This is a genomic window from Bacillus sp. V3B (genome assembly GCF_024494465.1).
Taxonomy (GTDB): Bacteria; Bacillota; Bacilli; order Bacillales; family Cytobacillaceae; genus Bacillus_BD.
The window spans coordinates 666,983-680,496 of the sequence record NZ_JAETXM010000001.1 but is presented as its reverse complement, the minus strand read 5'-3'; the positions used below and the strand labels follow the sequence as shown (position 1 = coordinate 680,496).

At 38.4% G+C, this 13,514-nt stretch carries 11 protein-coding genes; 1 reads left to right on the top strand and 10 read right to left on the bottom strand.

Annotation, left to right across the window (positions count from 1 at the left end):
• Positions 1-13: 13 nt before the first annotated feature.
• Positions 14-1,726 carry an Rqc2 family fibronectin-binding protein gene (locus JMM81_RS03455; RefSeq protein WP_256240096.1) on the top strand — a complete coding sequence of 571 codons (1,713 nt, stop codon included), beginning with the start codon at positions 14-16 and terminating at the stop codon, positions 1,724-1,726.
• A 124-nt stretch (positions 1,727-1,850) separates the two neighbouring features.
• On the opposite strand, the gene pyrE is transcribed toward JMM81_RS03455, so the two are convergent.
• From pyrE to pyrR, 10 genes are all read right to left on the bottom strand, one after another.
• On the bottom strand, positions 1,851-2,474 hold the full coding sequence (pyrE, locus tag JMM81_RS03450; protein ID WP_256240095.1) for an orotate phosphoribosyltransferase: 624 nt from the start codon (positions 2,472-2,474) through the stop codon (positions 1,851-1,853).
• Entirely contained in the window at positions 2,471-3,187 is a 717-nt protein-coding gene (pyrF, locus tag JMM81_RS03445; RefSeq protein ID WP_256240094.1) for an orotidine-5'-phosphate decarboxylase, read from the bottom strand. Before pyrF ends, pyrE begins: the two co-directional genes overlap by 4 nt.
• 1 nt (position 3,188) lies before the next feature.
• Positions 3,189-4,094 (bottom strand): dihydroorotate dehydrogenase, encoded by a 906-nt coding sequence (locus tag JMM81_RS03440; protein ID WP_256240312.1) that lies wholly within the window; start codon positions 4,092-4,094, stop codon positions 3,189-3,191.
• A gap of 2 nt (positions 4,095-4,096) precedes the next feature.
• Positions 4,097-4,876: a dihydroorotate dehydrogenase electron transfer subunit gene (locus JMM81_RS03435; RefSeq protein ID WP_256240093.1), complete on the bottom strand. Its 780-nt coding sequence runs from the start codon at positions 4,874-4,876 to the stop codon at positions 4,097-4,099.
• Positions 4,873-8,085, bottom strand: a complete 3,213-nt coding sequence (gene carB / locus JMM81_RS03430) for a carbamoyl-phosphate synthase large subunit (protein WP_256240092.1) — start codon at positions 8,083-8,085, stop codon at positions 4,873-4,875. The genes JMM81_RS03435 and carB overlap by 4 nt, the downstream gene beginning before the upstream one ends.
• Positions 8,072-9,169: a carbamoyl phosphate synthase small subunit gene (locus JMM81_RS03425; RefSeq protein WP_256240091.1), complete on the bottom strand. Its 1,098-nt coding sequence runs from the start codon at positions 9,167-9,169 to the stop codon at positions 8,072-8,074. Before JMM81_RS03425 ends, carB begins: the two co-directional genes overlap by 14 nt.
• The gene (locus JMM81_RS03420; protein WP_256240090.1) at positions 9,166-10,449 is read right to left on the bottom strand and encodes a dihydroorotase; all 1,284 of its coding nucleotides are present in this window, start codon (positions 10,447-10,449) and stop codon (positions 9,166-9,168) included. The genes JMM81_RS03425 and JMM81_RS03420 overlap by 4 nt, the downstream gene beginning before the upstream one ends.
• On the bottom strand, positions 10,412-11,350 hold the full coding sequence (locus JMM81_RS03415; RefSeq protein ID WP_256240089.1) for an aspartate carbamoyltransferase catalytic subunit: 939 nt from the start codon (positions 11,348-11,350) through the stop codon (positions 10,412-10,414). The genes JMM81_RS03420 and JMM81_RS03415 overlap by 38 nt, the downstream gene beginning before the upstream one ends.
• A 49-nt stretch (positions 11,351-11,399) precedes the next feature.
• On the bottom strand, positions 11,400-12,692 hold the full coding sequence (locus JMM81_RS03410) for a uracil-xanthine permease family protein (RefSeq protein WP_256240088.1): 1,293 nt from the start codon (positions 12,690-12,692) through the stop codon (positions 11,400-11,402).
• Between the two features lie 147 nt (positions 12,693-12,839).
• The gene (gene pyrR / locus JMM81_RS03405; RefSeq protein ID WP_256240087.1) at positions 12,840-13,382 is read right to left on the bottom strand and encodes a bifunctional pyr operon transcriptional regulator/uracil phosphoribosyltransferase PyrR; all 543 of its coding nucleotides are present in this window, start codon (positions 13,380-13,382) and stop codon (positions 12,840-12,842) included.
• Between the last annotated feature and the right edge of the window lie 132 nt (positions 13,383-13,514).

Below are 13,514 nucleotides of genomic sequence, written 5' to 3'. Positions count from 1 at the left end.
AAGGATGTTTTTTATGTCATATGATGGTTTATTTACGAGGGCAATGATAAAAGAACTTGTAGATTCAATAAAGGGTGGACGAATCAGTAAAGTACACCAACCTTATAAAAATGAAATGATTCTCGTAGTGAGAGCAAACGGGAAAAATCATAAATTATTACTCTCAGCACATCCGAGCCACGCTAGAGTTCAATTAACAAAGGAAGAATATGAGAATCCCTCCAAGCCACCAATGTTCTGTATGTTATTACGAAAACATTTAGAAGGCTATATTTTGGAAGATATTTATCAGTCAGAACTTGATCGTATACTCATTTTTAATATAAAAGGAAGAAATGAAATAGGAGACATATCCTACAAAAAACTTATCGTAGAAATTATGGGTCGCCATAGTAACATTATTCTAGTGGATCAAACAAAAAACATGATCCTTGATAGTATTAAGCATGTTCCTTCAGCTGTTAATACACATCGCATCGTTCTTCCGGGTCATGAATATATCTCCCCTCCTGAACAACATAAAGCAAATCCGTTTGAAGCGGATGAGAAAGATGTGCTACGACGCCTTGATTTTAACGCGGGAAAACTAGATAAACAGATCGTAAGTCAATATGCTGGAATTTCACCACTATTTGCAAAAGAGGTAACTTTTCAAGCTGGTTTGGTTAATCGTACTACTGTACCACAAGCATTCCTTGCACTTATAGATCGTATTAAGCGTCATGAATATTCTCCTTCCATCATGGAAATGGAGAAAAAAGAAAGTTTCTACTTATTTCCACTTACAGGTACAGTAAGTAACGTAAAGTCTTTCTCAACATTAGGTGAGATGTTAGATCGTTATTATTTTGGTAAAGCAGAACGGGATCGTGTGAAACAACGAGCGAATGATATTGAGCGACTCATTATTAACGAGAAAGAAAAAAACGAGAAAAAAATCTCTAAGTTGGAAGAAACACTGCATAAAGCGAATAAAGCACAGCAATATCAATTATTTGGCGAATTGTTAACAGCCAATTTATATGCTGTTAATAGAGGTATGGAGGAAATCGAAGTAGTCAATTATTATGATAAAAATGGTTCCACCGTTCTCATCCCACTTGACCCATTCAAATCGCCTTCGGAAAATGCACAAAAATATTTCACTAAATATCAAAAAGCAAAAAATGCTCTAACCATTGTACAAGAACAAATTGAAAAGGCACAGAATGAATTGGCCTATTTTGAGGCACTTATTCAGCAAGTGGAAACAGCTTCTCCAAAGGACATAGCCGAAATTCGTGAAGAATTAATGGAAGAAGGCTATATAAGAAATAGACAAAAAAAACAACAGAAAAAAGCACACGCTACAAAACCTGTGTTGGATCATTATTATGCCTCTGACGGAACAGAAATGATTATTGGTAAAAACAATAAACAAAATGATTATTTAACAAATCGTTTTGCTGCACGAGATGAAATTTGGCTTCATACAAAAGATATCCCTGGATCTCACGTCGTGATCCGTAGCAAAGAACCTACAGAGAAGACGATTCATGAAGCAGCCCTCCTTGCTGCATTTTTTAGTAAAGCGCGGAATTCAAGTTCCGTTCCGGTCGATTTCACACGTGTCCGTCACGTTAAAAAGCCTGCAGGAGCAAAGCCTGGATTTGTTATTTACGATAACCAACAAACCGTATATGTCACACCAGATGAAGAAACTGTACTACAATTGAAAAAACAATAGTTCTTGGTTCAGGCAAGAGAAAAGGGAACTTTTCCTTTGCCCATATATTGTACACTTTTAATAATACTGGTAATCAAAAGAGCCTGACATCCTATTGTGATGTCAGGCAACAATCATTGAATGTTTATTTTCCCCACTGAGCTGGGTCTTTTCGCCATTCCATTAGCTTATCCCAGTCAGTTGCTTCGACATATCCTTTCTCACTAGCCACTTCAACTAAAGTTGAAAAATCAGTTAATGAGTAAGTCGTTATATTCGCCTCACTTAATCGTTCACGACCATTTTCAAGTTCGTATGTAAAGATAGAGACGACACCCAGAACATCACAGCCGGCTTCACGTAATGCTTCAACTGCTGTGATAACACTACCACCAGTTGAAATTAGATCTTCGACCACAACAACCTTTTGTCCTTTTTCTGCTTTTCCTTCAATTTGATTTCCTTTTCCATGTCCTTTTGCTTTTGAGCGAACATAGCACATCGGTAAGTTTAATCCTTCACTTACCCATGCTGCGTGTGGAATTCCTGCTGTTGCTGTTCCAGCCACAAGCTCTGTTTCAGGGAATTTTTCAGTGATCATTTTAGCAAGACCACTGGCAATTTCCCTTCTGATCTCAGGATAAGAAAGCGTTAAGCGATTATCACAATAAATCGGTGATTGAATACCTGAAGTCCATGTAAATGGATCATTTGGACGTAAAGAGACTGCTTTGATTTCTAATAAGCTTTCGGCAATGTTTTTTTTCAATGTGTAACACCTTCCCATGCTTGTATAAACTGCTTGAAACTTTTAACTGGATCAGTGGATCTCGTAATAGAGCGTCCCACTACCATATATGAGACACCTGCTTTTCTTGCAAACTCAGGTGTTGCCACTCGCTTTTGATCTCCTACTGCATCATCTTTTAAGCGAATGCCAGGAGTAACCGTTAAAAATTCTTTTCCTAACGAATTACGTATCATCTCTGCCTCGTGTGAGGAACAAACGACACCATCAAGACCTGATTTCTTTGTAAGGGTTGCATAATGAAGAACTGATTCCTGGAGTGATGCTGAAATTAATTGTTCATTTTTCATCTGTTCCTCAGATGTACTTGTAAGCTGAGTTACGGCAATACAAAGAGGTCTTTTTATCCCTGCAGATGTACCAGCATCTAATCCTTCTAATGCAGCCTCCATCATTTCCCTGCCACCTGCGGCATGAACATTCACAAGATCACACCCAAGTTTCGCCAACCCTGTCATCGCACTTTTTACTGTATTCGGGATATCATGAAGCTTTAAGTCAAGAAAAATATGATGACCCTTTTCCTTAATTTCTTGAATAATGGAAGGACCTTCTTGATAATATAACTCCATTCCGACTTTAACGAACAATTTCTCGTGATTAAATTGATTTAAAAATTGTGAAACCTCTTTCTTAGAAGGAAAGTCAAGTGCAATAATAACAGGACTATTCATATTACCTCCAGCTCCTTCCCATACACTCAGAAATATGATCATAGCCAAGTTCTTTCAAAAGTTCTGGCAGCTCTTCAATAATGGTTGGACAAACAAAAGGATCAACGAAATTAGCAGTTCCAACAGCAACAGCACTTGCACCCGCATAGAAATATTCAATAACATCTTCTGCTGATTGAACACCGCCCATTCCAATAATTGGAATATTGACTTTCTGGCTTACTTCATGAATCATACGAATCGCAACTGGTTTAATAGCAGGACCCGATAACCCACCTGTTTTATTTGCTATAACAGGACGGGCTGTTTTTAAATCGATTCTCATTCCAACAAGTGTATTAATCATTGTCAATCCATCTGCACCACCTGCTTCAACTGCTTTTGCCATTTCAACAATATCCGTTACATTCGGCGAAAGCTTTACATAAACAGGAACCTCTGATACTTCTTTTACTTTCTTAGTCAACGCTTTTGCCACTTCTGGAATCGTTCCAAAGGTAATACCGCCTTCTTTTACATTTGGGCAGGATATATTTAACTCAAGGGCATGAACATTAGGAGCCTTAGAAATTTCTGCAGCAACTGCTACATAGTCTTCTTCAGTTGAACCTGCAACATTCGCAATAATAGGGACATCAAATTGATCTAGCCAAGGGAGTTCTTCTGAAAAAACCTTTTTTAACCCTGGATTTTGCAAGCCAATCGCATTTAACATTCCAGCAGATGTTTCCGCAACTCTCGGCGTTGGATTCCCAAAACGCGGTTCAACTGTTGTTGCTTTAATCATGATCGCTCCAAGTCCGCTTAAATCAAAAAACTGACTATATTCACGACCAAATCCAAAACATCCTGAAGCCGGCATAATTGGATTTTTTAAGTTTAAACCAGGTAAATTCACATTAAGCATGCTCATAAAATAACCTCCCCTGCGCGAAATACAGGACCGTCACTGCATACTTTTTTATACGAATGTCCATCTTTGTCATCTGCTGTATGACATACACAAGCAAAACAAGCACCAATCCCACAGCCCATTCTTTCCTCTAAGGACAGAAAGACTTTTTTATCAGCAAAATTCGTTTCTAATGCTTTTAGCATCGGTGTTGGTCCACATGAATAAAGAGTATCAAACGAAAGTCCTTTTTCAGTTATCACATCGGTCACAAACCCTTTTGTACCATATGATCCGTCAGCCGTTGCTACATAAGTCTCACCAAGTGTAGCAAATTCACTTTCATAAAAAATAGCATTTTTTGTTTGAAAACCTAGGACATGAATCACACGAACACCCTTATCTGAGAGTTGATGTGAAAGTTCAAATAACGGAGGTACACCAATACCTCCACCAACTAAAAGAGCTGTTTCACCTGGGTGAGTTTCTTCAATTGGAAATCCATGACCAAGTGGACCTAATACATCCACTACATCACCTGATTGCTTTTTTGCTAAAAGAGTTGTTCCGCTTCCTTCTTGCCGATAAATCATCGTAAATTCACTACTCTTTTGATCAATTCTTGCAATTGAAATCGGACGTCGTAATAGCGGATCCATGCTATCTGTTACTTTTACATGTACAAATTGACCTGGTTCTTTCATTTGGTGAACAAGCTCACCTTTTAAGGTGAGCTCATAAATGGAGTCAGCAATTTCTCCTTGTGATACGACGGTACAGATTTCTTTTTTTATCATGAAAGAACGGCCTCCCTCGCTTGCATCGGTTGGTCCATTGCTTCTGCTGAAAAGTTCATAGACTCAATCACACGTAAGATTGCTTCAGCTGTATCAAGTGATGTTAAGCATGGGACACCATTTTCTACAGATTCACGGCGAATTCTAAATCCGTCACGCTCTGGTTGTTTTCCTTTTGAAAATGTATTGATCACAAACTGTGCTTCTCCATTACGGATCACATCTAATAAATCTGGACCTTCTGTGCCAATCTTACTAACAACACTAACTGGAATACCTGCTTTTTGTAAGAAATCAGCAGTTCCGCTTGTTGCCATTAAACGATATCCAATAGCGGAAAAACGTTTTGCGAGTTGGAGGGCTTCCTCTTTCTCTTTATCTGCCACCGTTAACAACACAGTTCCGAATTTTTGAATCGTCATTCCCGATGCGACAAGACCCTTGTATAAGGCTTTTTCTAATGTATAATCTTTTCCCATTACTTCGCCCGTTGATTTCATTTCAGGTCCTAAAGAAATATCTACACGGCGTAATTTTGCAAATGAGAATACAGGAACTTTTACATAGACACCTGCTTTTTCTGGAACAAGGCCCGATTTGTATCCTTGTTCAACTAATGACTGACCCAGAATGACTTTCGTCGCAATTTTAGCCATTGGTACGTTTGTAATCTTACTTAAAAACGGAACTGTACGGCTTGAACGTGGATTTACTTCAAGTACAAACACTTCATCATTACTTACAACATATTGAATGTTTAATAAACCAATGATATTCAAGCCTTTAGCCATTTTTTCTGTGTATGAAATTAATTTTTCTTTAATCGCTTCAGAAATGCTTTGCGGTGGATAAACAGCAATGGAGTCACCTGAATGGACACCTGCGCGCTCAATATGCTCCATAATTCCAGGAATGACTACATCCTTCCCATCAGAAATCGCATCCACTTCGATTTCTTTTCCAGTTAAATAGCGGTCAATTAATACCGGATGTTCGGGATTGATTTTCACGGCATTTTCCATATAATGAAGTAGTTCTTCCTCTTTATAAACAATTTCCATTGCTCTTCCACCAAGGACATACGAAGGACGAACGAGTACAGGATATCCAATATCTTTTGCAATGACTAGTGCATCTTTGACAGATAGAGCTGTCTTTCCCTTTGGCATTGGAATACCTAGTTCAACTAAGGCCTGTTCAAACTTATCTCGATCCTCAGCACGATCTAAATCTTCTAAAGTTGTTCCTAAAATTTTCACACCATGCTCAACCAATTGAGCTGCAAGATTGATCGCTGTTTGTCCACCAAACTGAACAACGACACCAATCGGTTTTTCAAGTTCAATAATGTGCATGACATCTTCAATCGTTAGTGGCTCAAAGTATAACTTATCTGAAATACTGAAATCGGTTGAAACCGTTTCTGGATTATTATTAATAATAATGGCTTCATAACCTGCTTCTTTAATCGCCCACACAGAATGTACCGTTGCATAATCAAATTCTACCCCTTGACCAATACGGATTGGACCGGAACCTAATACAACAACACTTTCTCTTTCTGTTACAACTGATTCGTTTTCATCTTCGTATGTTCCGTAAAAATAAGGTGTTTCAGACTCAAATTCTGCTGCACAAGTATCGACCATTTTATATACAGGGACAATGCCTTCTTTATAACGCCAATCATAAACAGATCGCTCAGTCGTTTCCCAAACTTTTGCAATTGCAACATCCGAAAATCCTTTTTTCTTTGCTTTTTCAGCCCAGTCACGGTCAAATGGATGTTCAGAAAGTTCAGTTTCAAATTTAATAATATCTGCCATTTTATAGAGGAAGAATAAGTCAATTTGGCTCCACTCATGAATGGTCTCAATTGTAACGCCACGCTTTAAAGCTTCAGCAATATAGAATAATCGTTCATCTCCAGCTTTACGAATTCTTTTTTCAATCTTTTCATCACTAAATTCATGACCATTTGGCAAAGCAAAATCGTAAACATCACTTTCAAGCGACCGAATCGCCTTTAACAACGATTCCTCAAACGTACGACCAATCGCCATAACCTCTCCAGTAGCTTTCATTTGTGTACCGAGTAAACGATTTGCCGATTCAAACTTATCAAAAGGCCAACGCGGGATTTTTGTGACAATATAGTCAAGTGCTGGTTCGAAACAAGCATATGTTTTCTCTGTGACCGGGTTCATCATTTCATCAAGTGTCAACCCAACTGCAATTTTTGCTGCAAGCTTCGCAATTGGATAGCCAGTTGCCTTTGAAGCTAGAGCAGATGAACGACTAACACGCGGATTCACTTCAATAATATAGTAGTCATAGCTGTCTGGATCAAGAGCAAGCTGGACATTACATCCACCTTCAATAGCTAGAGCACGGATAATTTTTAAAGAAGAATTCCGCAGTAGTTGGTACTCACGATCACTTAATGTTTGACTTGGTGCCACAACAATGGAATCACCGGTATGAACTCCAACTGGATCAATATTCTCCATATTACATACAACGATTGCATTGTCAGCGGAATCCCTCATAACCTCATATTCAATTTCTTTAAAACCAGCAATACTTTTTTCTAATAAACATTGTGTTACGGGACTATACTTTAATCCACTCGTGACGGTTTCAATCAATTCTTCTTCATTATGACAAATACCGCCACCCGTTCCTCCAAGTGTAAAAGCTGGGCGAACAATAACTGGATACCCTATTCTAGCAACAAATTGGTAAGCTTCTTCAAGATTATGGATAATATCACTTTCTGGAACAGGTTCGTTTAGTTCGTTCATAAGAGTACGAAATAAATCACGGTCTTCCGCCTGTTCAATTGCAGAAAGCTTCGTTCCTAATATTTCTACAGCACATTCTTCAAGTATTCCAGATTTTGCTAATTCAACCGCCAAATTTAATCCAGTTTGCCCACCTAGCGTTGGCAACAATGCATCCGGTCTTTCTTTTCGAATAATTCTTTCCACGAATTCAAGGGTTAATGGTTCAATATATACCGCATCAGCAATCTCTGTATCTGTCATAATGGTAGCAGGATTGGAATTGACGAGAATAACTTTATATCCTTCTTCTTTCAATGCCATACAAGCTTGTGTTCCTGCGTAATCAAACTCTGCTGCTTGCCCGATAACAATTGGTCCTGAACCGATCACTAATATACTGTTTATATCATTACGCTTTGGCATTTGTTGTACCCTCCTGTTTAGCAGTTTCGATCATGTCGAGAAATTGTTGAAATAAATTATTTGTGTCTTCAGGTCCTGGTGAAGCTTCTGGATGATATTGAACAGTAAAAGCCGGAAAATCTTTATGCTTCAATCCTTCATTTGTTCCATCATTCAAGGCAATTTGTGTAACTTCTAGCCGAGTATTCTCTATAGACTTTTCTTCAACCGCGAAGCCATGGTTTTGGGATGTCATCGCTACTTTACCTGTTGCAAGATCCTTAACAGGATGATTGGAACCACGATGACCAAATTTCATTTTTTCTGTATTGGCTCCACATGCAAGTGCAAACAATTGGTGGCCAAGACAAATACCGAACAATGGTACTTTCCCTAGAATTTCTTTAATCATCTCAATCGCTTCTGGTACGTCCTTTGGATCCCCTGGTCCATTTGTAAGCATTACACCGTCTGGGCTTAGTTGTAGTATATCTGCAGCTTTTGTATAGTACGGCACCACAATGACATCACAATCCCGCTGGTTCAATTCTCTTAATATTCCATGCTTCATTCCAAAATCCACCACAACCACTCGGCTGCCTCTACCAGGACTTGGATATGACGTTTTCGTTGAGACTTGCTTTACTTGATCACGACGAGTTTCAGTTGCTCGCAGTCTTTCAAGAACTTCTTCGACATTCTCATTAATATGACAAAGAGCGCCTTTTAACGTTCCATGTTGACGAATGATTCTTGTCAGTTTTCTTGTATCAATACCAGTAATTCCAGGAATATTCTTTAACTTAAAATAGTCATCCAATGATCTCTCACTACGCCAGTTTGATGGGAAATCAGCTATCTCTTTGACAATAAATCCATTGATAGCCGGTGTAATGGATTCAAAGTCATCTCTATTGATCCCATAATTTCCAACTAATGGATAAGTTAATGTAACAATTTGACCACAATAGGATGGATCTGAAATAATTTCCTGATATCCTGTCATTCCTGTATTAAAGACTACTTCTCCAACACAGCTCGTTTCACTTCCAAATGCTTCACCTATAAATATCGTTCCATCTTCAAGAATAAGCTTTTTTTTCATACTTTTTCACGTCCTTTTTCCCAAGCTATCTTTCCTTCTACAATCGTTACTTCTGGCCAGCCCTTACATTTCCAGCCACTAAATGGAGTATTTCTCCCTTTAGATAAAAAGCTTTCTGGATTAATCTCTTCTTCATAATCTAAATTAAGCAAAACAATATCTGCTGCTGCACCAACCTTTAAACTTCCCGTCTTCAAATCAAATGCTTCTGCTGGCTTTACAGTTAAATAGTCTACTAATTGCTGTAATGTCAGCAAGCCTTTTTCAACAAAGTGAGTATATAAAAGTGGAAAAGCTGTTTCTAAACCGACAATTCCAAATGGAGCGAGCACCATTCCCTCTGCTTTCTCTTCACTTGTATGCGGAGCATGGTCTGTTGCAATAAAATCAATCGTTCCATCTAATAAACCTTCTATTAAGGCATCCTGATCATCAGAACCACGTAACGGAGGATTCATTTTATAATTTGAATCTAATCCAGGAATATCCTCTTCACTTAATAATAAATGATGTGGTGTCACTTCTGCAGTGACATGTATTCCTGCTCGCTTTGCATCTCTCACAGTACGAACAGATTCTTTCGTACTAATATGACAAACATGGTAATGGCAATTCGCAGCTTCTGCGAGCAGTACATCTCTTGCAATATGTACAGATTCACAAACAGAAGGAATTCCATTTATATTATGCTCTCTTGAAAAAGCACCTTCATGAACAGATCCTTTATTAATTAATGTATTTTCTTCACAGTGTGCTACGATTGCGAGCCCTGCTTTGGCTGCTTCTTTCATAGCTGTGAGCATCATATCTGCAGACTGAATGCCTACTCCGTCATCCGTTAAAGCAAATGCTCCTGCTTCCTTTAAAGTAGCAAAATCAGTAAGTTCCTTACCTGCTTCTCTAACTGTAATGGAGGCATACGGGAGAACTTTAACAGCAGCTGTTTCTTCAATCCGCTCGTTCAACCATTGTAGCTGCTCTTTTGAATCAGGAACCGGTCGCGTATTGGGCATAGCTGCTATTGTTGTAAAACCACCTTTTGCAGCTGCAAGTGATCCTGTTTCAATCGTTTCTTTCTTTTCACCACCTGGTTCACGTAAATGAACATGAAGATCGATAAATCCCGGAGTAATGACTAAACCTGCTGCATCAATGATTTCCTCTGCTTGAAAAGACTTTAGTTCACCAATTTCTTTTATTTTTCCATCTTCAATAAAAAGATCTACTTTACTTAATTCTCCATTAGTTAGCAATTGTCCATTTTTGATCAGCATTGACATTATTTATTCCCCCTTTATGGTTTTCAAGAGCTCTTTTTATTACCGCCATTCGCACAAATACTCCATTAGTCATTTGAGTAAAAATTCTTGAGCGGCTACATTCAACTAATTCATCAGCAATCTCTACATTTCGATTAACGGGAGCAGGATGCATAATAATACTTCCCTGCTTCATTCGTTTTTCTCTTTCGATTGTTAAGCCAAACGCTTGATGGTAATTTTCAGTCGTTTCCGTATTTTCTCCTTCATGACGCTCATGTTGAATACGCAGTAACATAACAACATCAGATGTTTCCATTGCTGTATTAACTTCTTCATAACTCCCATTCTCTAGAAGCGTTTCATCAAACCAATCCTTTGGACCCGAAAATACAACTTTTGCTCCTAATCTTGTTAAAGCATCAGCATTTGAACGAGCTACACGACTATGACGAATATCCCCAATAATGGCTACTTTAAGTCCTTCAAAGCTCTCAAATTCTTGTTGGATAGTCAATAAATCAAGTAATGATTGGGTTGGGTGATGTCCGCATCCATCACCTGCATTTATAATAGAAATGCCTATACGACCAATTAATTCATCAAAGTAATGATCGGTTTTATGTCTGATCACAACAGCGTTCACACCGATTGATTCAAGTGTACGAACTGTGTCATATAATGTTTCCCCTTTTAAAACACTTGAAGTACTAACCTCAAAAGGGATAACGTCTAAGCCAAGCTTTCTTTCTGCAACTTCAAAGCTTGATTTTGTTCTTGTACTTGGTTCAAAAAATAAATTTGCTACAAACATTTGCTGAGATGGACTCCACTGTTCCCCTTCTAAAAAGCGACGTGCATCCGTTAATATTCCCCTAATTTCTTCTATTGATAAAGAATTGGTCGATAATAAATGGTTCATGCTCGCAACCTCCATTGTTTAAGACTTTGGTAAAACTAAATTTGTCATCTCACTCTGCTTCAAACATATCTTCTGCTGCTTCTTCTTTACCAGGTAAGATGAGGTTTAGAACTACGCCACTAATAGCGGCAAGTGCCATTCCTTGTAACTGAAATTGATTAGAAACTTGAATGAAAGCTCCCCCAATTCCAAGAACCAAAATAACAGAAGCAATCACTAAGTTTCGATTAAGTCCAAAGTCAACATGATTATCAATTAACATTCGTAATCCAGATGATGCGATAATTCCGAATAATAGAATCGACACACCACCCATAACTGGTTGTGGAATCGTGTGGATTAAAGCCGTAATTTTACCGATAAAACCAAAGATAATTGCGACAACTGCAGCTCCAGCGATCACATAAACACTATAAACTTTTGTTATTGCTAAAACACCAATATTTTCACCGTATGTTGTTTTTGGGGGACCACCAATTAACGCTGAAATCATTGTTCCCAAACCATCTGCGAGGATTGAACGGTGTAATCCTGGCTCTTTGATATAGTCACGACCAACTACTTTACTAAGTACAAGTTGGTGTCCAATATGCTCAGAAATGGTTACAACGGCGATTGGAATCATGAGTAAGAGAATATCGAATGAAATGTTCACTTCATAATCAACAAATGGCACGATAAATGGTGGCCATTCAAACCATTTTGCTTCTATAACCGGTGTAAAGTCAATAATACCAACAAGAAGTGCGTAGACATAACCAATAATAATACCAGCAAGGATTGAGATCATTCCCAAAAATCCTTTAAAGTATATTGAGAAAATAATTGTTGCGGCCAGTGTCACAAGTCCAGCCGAGAAATAAAGTAAATCATATTCTCCACCATCAGCTGTTGGCTTATTCATGGCCATATCGACGGCCGTTCCTGCAAGAGCTAAACCAATCACCATAATAACAGGACCCACAACAATCGGTGGGAGTAATTTCATGATCCAGCGGTAACCTGCCTTTTTAATTATGAGAGCGACAACTCCATAAACAATCCCTACTATAAAACAGCCGATCATGGCTCCTCCAGGTCCATCACTTGCCTGTGCTGCAATGATTGGAGCAATAAAGGCAAAAGAAGAGCCAAGATACGCCGGAACCTGCCATTTTGTTATGATAAGAAAAAGGATTGTTGCAATTCCGCTTGAAATGAGTGCGACAGCTGGGCTTAGGTCTACTAAAACGGGGACTAGTACGGTTGCACCAAACATAGCAAATAAATGCTGTAAACTTAAAGTCACCCAATGGAGGGGTGCTGGTACATCTTTCACATCTAAAATTGGTTGTTTACTCACAGTTGTTTTCCCCCCATTATTAACATATCATATAAAAACCCTCTTGCTTCTGATACAAAGAGGGGCGGATAAAAAAGGATACATAAGTGATATCTTTTCTCTCATCCCTTTGTCAGCCTCTCTGTGCTGCCATTTAAAAGGAGGACTTTATTTTTCATAAATGCTAACTTGATCAATTGTATCAACTTCGCTAAGTTCAACGACAATTTTTTCCGAACTTGATGTAGGTATATTTTTACCTACATAATCTGCCCTGATGGGTAGTTCGCGATGACCTCGGTCAACCAAAACAGCAAGTTGAATCGAACTAGGACGTCCAATATCAATCAACGCATCTAATGCCGCTCTAACCGTTCGACCTGTGTAAAGAACATCATCAACAAGAATAACCGTTTGATCTTGAATATTTTTTTCAATATGCAAGCCTTTAACAAGTGGTTGATGATCAACTGTTTTTGTTGTCAAATCATCTCGATATAGCGTAATGTCTAGTTCTCCTACAGGGACATTTCTTCCCTCAATCTGATTAATTCGTTCTGCAAGACGATTAGCGATAAAGATCCCTCTTGTACGGATACCAACCAGAAATAAATTATCAATCCCTTTATTTTTCTCAATAATTTCATGTGCTATTCTTGTTAAAGCTCTTCGAATGGCTTGCTCATCTAACACGATCGCCTTTTGTGACATTTCGTTCACCCTTTCATGCTATTATCCATTTATGTGCCAAGAAACTTATCATTAGTATAGCCAGCCTATTGGAGAAGATAAAAAAACCCTCTTACCAAAAGGCAAGAGGGTAAACGAAAGCATTATTACACT